Annotated in this window: 4 protein-coding genes; 2 read left to right on the top strand and 2 right to left on the bottom strand. The window is 59.5% G+C overall.

Annotated elements, in window-relative coordinates:
* Positions 1 to 1,061 (bottom strand): aminotransferase class I/II-fold pyridoxal phosphate-dependent enzyme (locus tag FJ248_08635; protein ID MBM4120945.1); only part of this gene is annotated, 1,061 nt, incomplete at its 3' end.
* Between the two features lie 43 nt (positions 1,062 to 1,104).
* Between FJ248_08635 and FJ248_08640 the strand changes: the two genes are divergently transcribed.
* Both FJ248_08640 and FJ248_08645 read left to right on the top strand, forming a co-directional pair.
* On the top strand, positions 1,105 to 1,791 hold the full coding sequence (locus FJ248_08640; protein ID MBM4120946.1) for a hypothetical protein: 687 nt from the start codon (positions 1,105 to 1,107) through the stop codon (positions 1,789 to 1,791).
* 118 nt (positions 1,792 to 1,909) lie between these two features.
* Entirely contained in the window at positions 1,910 to 2,752 is an 843-nt protein-coding gene (locus FJ248_08645) for a hypothetical protein (protein ID MBM4120947.1), read from the top strand.
* A 234-nt stretch (positions 2,753 to 2,986) separates the two neighbouring features.
* On the opposite strand, the gene FJ248_08650 is transcribed toward FJ248_08645, so the two are convergent.
* Complete coding sequence (locus FJ248_08650) at positions 2,987 to 3,652, bottom strand: methyltransferase domain-containing protein (protein MBM4120948.1); 666 nt, start codon at positions 3,650 to 3,652, stop codon at positions 2,987 to 2,989.
* Positions 3,653 to 4,080: the final 428 nt, after the last annotated feature.

Here is a 4,080-nt window from a genome sequence, read left to right on the forward strand (position 1 = left end):
GTTACAATCCCGGCCTTGTCCAATAGATGCGCCGTGAACGTAGCCGACTTGTAGCCCTTGGGCACCTTCACCCACACATAAAATGCGGCAGGCGGGGCATCCACCTCCAGCCCGATTTGTTTGAGCCCTGGCACTAGCGTATCGCGCCGCTCCTGATAAATTGTTCGCAGGCCGTCCGTCACGGAATCGTCGAGATTCAACGCCGCGATGCCGGCCTCCTGCACGGCCTGGAAACAGCCCGAATCCAGATTGCTCTTGATCTTGAGCAGCCCGTTGAGCACCTGCTTGTTGCCGACCGCAAAACCGATACGCCAGCCGGTCATGTTGTAGGTCTTCGAGAGCGAATGAAATTCGATGCCGACGTCCTTGGCGCCCTCGACTTCCAGAAAACTTGCCGGCCGCCGGCCGTCGTAGAAAATTTCTGAATAAGCTGCATCGTGACAGATGATAATCCTGTACTTCTGGGCGAAGGCGATCGCCTGCTTAAAATAGTCCTTGCCCATGACGACAGACGTCGGATTATTCGGCGAATTCAAAAACATCAGTTTCGCTTTCTTCGCCACACTGACCGGGATCGCCTTCAGATCAGGCAGAAACTCGGTTTTCTTCGTAAGCGGCATCAGATGCACCTTGCCGCCCGCAAAGTTGGTTGCCACGGGATAGACCGGATAGCCGGGGCTGGGTACCAGCACGACGTCGCCCTTGTCCACAAACGCGAGCGGGATGTGCCCGATGCCTTCCTTGGAACCAATCAGCGTCAGTACTTCCGACCCCGGATCGAGCAGGACATTGAACCGCCGCCGATACCAGTCGGCCACAGCCTTGCGGAAGGCCAGCATGCCTTCATAGGACGGATATTGGTGGTTCTTGGGGTCGGCAGCCGCGCGGGCCAGTGCGTCAATAATAGGTTTGGGTGTCGGCAAGTCAGGGTCGCCAATGCCGAGATTGATGATGTCAACCCCACGGGCGAGCGCCTTCTGCTTCATCTCGTCGATCGCCGCGAACAGATAGGGCGGCAAAGTTTTGATGCGCGTCGAATACCTGATCGGGAAACCGGCCATGCGTTGCACTCCTTTCGGTTGAACGGAGCAGCTAGCCTACCGTATGGATGCGACCGCAATCAATCGGGCCACCGAACCAATTGACAGCATCAGGTGTCTCGACGTCCTCGAGCGCTATGCTACACTGAACGCTATGCACCTCCTCCTCATCGCAACCGTCTGGCTGCTAGCGTCGCCCGTCGCGATGTCAGCGCATGCCCTACTGGTGACCGGCTCGTGGAAAGTTCAATCGGGCCCCTGCACTCTAGTGCTCGACGAGGAAGACCATGCGGGTTACCGTCTCCGATTTGTCCAGGCAAAGAGCGGTGCGAAAAATTCCTGCGCCCTAACGGCTCAGGTTTTTTCAGAATCATTTGCCAGACTCCTGCGGGAGTCGTCTCCGTTCCAAAAACGCGGCGAGGAGACGGTCCGGTTTTTTCTTGGTCGCCTGATCGAGCTGCCGGAGGTCTCGCAGGAACTGATCGCGACGACCCGGAAGGCCCGGGAGTGGAATCTGGCTGAGGGGAAGCCCGTGCGGGGTGATGAGAATGTCTTTGTGGCACGCCAGTTGCTCAAGAGCGAGGCGCTGCGCAAACTGCTGGGCGGATGGAAAATCGTCCGAGTGAACGTGGAGAAGGTCCTCGTGCCCTCCCGCACCATGCTGGAACTCCGGACACGCGGTGCCGTCTATCCGAACAAGCGCGTGCCCTACGACTGCCTCCTCTGGGTGGAGCTCGCCGAGGTCCGTTAGCGCGGGTGCGCTTGAGAACACCGCACCACTTGCTTGTCAAGTTTCCTCAAAAATCGCAATAGCGAAACTTTGATCCGGTCGCTGGAATGGAACTACGGGCTTCTTTACAATTGCTTCCATGGTTCGCCGGATCAAAACCCCCCAGGACCTCGCCTGGCTGCTGGAACACTCGCACGCGTTCCACGGCGGTCAGATTCAGGACATCGCCATCCGCAAGCAGCGCGTCTTCGACGAATCCTCAGGCCGCGAAGTCGTGGCCGGCACAAACCTGACCGCCATCATCCGCTACGAAGTCGCTGTGCGGGGCCCTGAAGGGCTCTACGCCGTGACGCGCACCGCCCGACTGACCATGCGCGGCGTGACGGACTTCTCAATTTTTGAACAGGACGGGGCAGATTGCTCAGATATCACGGCGCTTCACGCTGAAGCCGCGGGCGGCCGGTTCCGGTTCTGGTTCGATCCGCGCGGGGAGTTCTATGTGGTGTGCGACGAAGCAGCGCTCGAGGAAGTGTCGCGCCCCGGACAGACCCGGCCGATCCGCGTCGGCATGTCCGAGTGGACGTTCCAGGCACAGGCCGGCGAGCTGCCGACCGTCTCCTGGCTGCTTGAACATCTGGACCGCGCTGGCGCACCCTGCGCCTGGCGCGCCATCAAACGCTCACCCCGAACACACCCGGCATTACGATGGGAGGGCTACCTGATTCCCACCGTCATACACGATCCCTCACAGCGGACGGGCCTGCACGTGCAAACCTACGGCCGCCTCGACGGTGCCGACTTCGGCATTATCCTCCGGGCCATTGACCCACACGAAAACGGCACCGCCCGGCTACTGGTCGTCCTCGCCGACATCATCGCCTACAATTTCTCCGGCACCTGCCTCTCCGGCAACCACGTCATGGAACGCGACGAGTGGCTGGGGGAGCCGAGCATCAGTCGCACGGCGACGTCCAACGAATAGCAGAAGGTGTTGAAACGGCCTCCGCTTTGTTTTTGCCCTGCCCTCAGGTTCCGCCTACTTAGAAACCGTATGCCTCGACTCATCGCTCGCTGCGGCCTTGCCACGGGATGTACATCCGTCTTGGCGCGCGCGGGATGGGTAGGTGCGACAGCGTCATTTTGAGCGCCCGAAGTAGACAGCACTTTCCGGACGCGGGTGCGCTGTCTGGCATGCGACAGAACAATATAAAGGGACTCAGTGCGAGTGGGGACGGGAGCCGTTAGTCGGAGCGTGATGTGCTCCGTTCTTCTGATTGATGCATTCGACGAGATGCCAGAAGCGGAGGGGATTGACCATGTCCTTGCGGGCCACCTGCAGCGATGTGCCTTCCAGCACGTGGTGCAACGCGAGGTCGGTGCGGAAACCGATATGCTTGCAGAGCGGTGAAATGACCTTTTCGACCGCAGCGATCAGCTTGTTGCCGTTGCTGAAGTGATTGAGCAGGATGATCCGCCCGCCCGCTCGGCAGACCCGGATCATCTCGGCCACAACCGACCGGTAATCCGGCACTGCGGTCACGACATAGGCCGCTACGACCGTATCGAAGCTGTCGTCCGTGAATTTCATGTTACCAGCGTCCATCTGATGGAGCTCGACGTGAACGAGGCCCTGTACGGCTGTCCGTTCGCGCGCCTTGTCCAGCATGCCGTCAGAGAGATCGATGCCCGTGACGCGGCAGTGCGGCGGGTAGAGCGGAAGGGACAGGCCGGTGCCGACGCCGACTTCCAGCACACGCTCGCCGGGCTTGACGTCCAGGTTACGCACGGCCGACTCGCGGCCCTCGTGAAACACCCTGCCGAAAATGTGGTCGTAGACCGACGCGTAGTTCGAGTAAACGCGCTCGACTTTTTTCAAGTCCATCCGTTCTTCAATCCCTGCGGTTCGGCCTCATCATGCTTCTGGGGCCGCCCGTCAACTGGCGTTTGCGGGGAGTTCAGAGAGGGGAAACCCGTCTCAAGCCGACTGGTTAGGAGGCCCCACCCACATTGCTATGCGCGCTTAATTTATCGAATCGTTCCGTGAGAGTCAACCCGCGCAAAAGATGGTTGGAAGTGTGAACGAAGACTGCTGATGAACTGATAAGACGACCGTTTGTTCCGACAATTCATCATTCATGGTTCATCATTAATTTATGCTATCGTACCGCACATGGATTTGGCTGGACTCCTCGCGGTAAGTCTGTTGGTGATCCTGGTGCTCGGAGACTGGCGGCACTTCACCCGCTGGACCCTGCCATCCGGCAACTATGGTTGTCCGGTCGCCTACGCCGAAGACGCCCTGTCGAACTG

This window comes from Nitrospira sp. (genome assembly GCA_016873435.1).
GTDB lineage: Bacteria > Nitrospirota > Nitrospiria > Nitrospirales > Nitrospiraceae > VGXF01.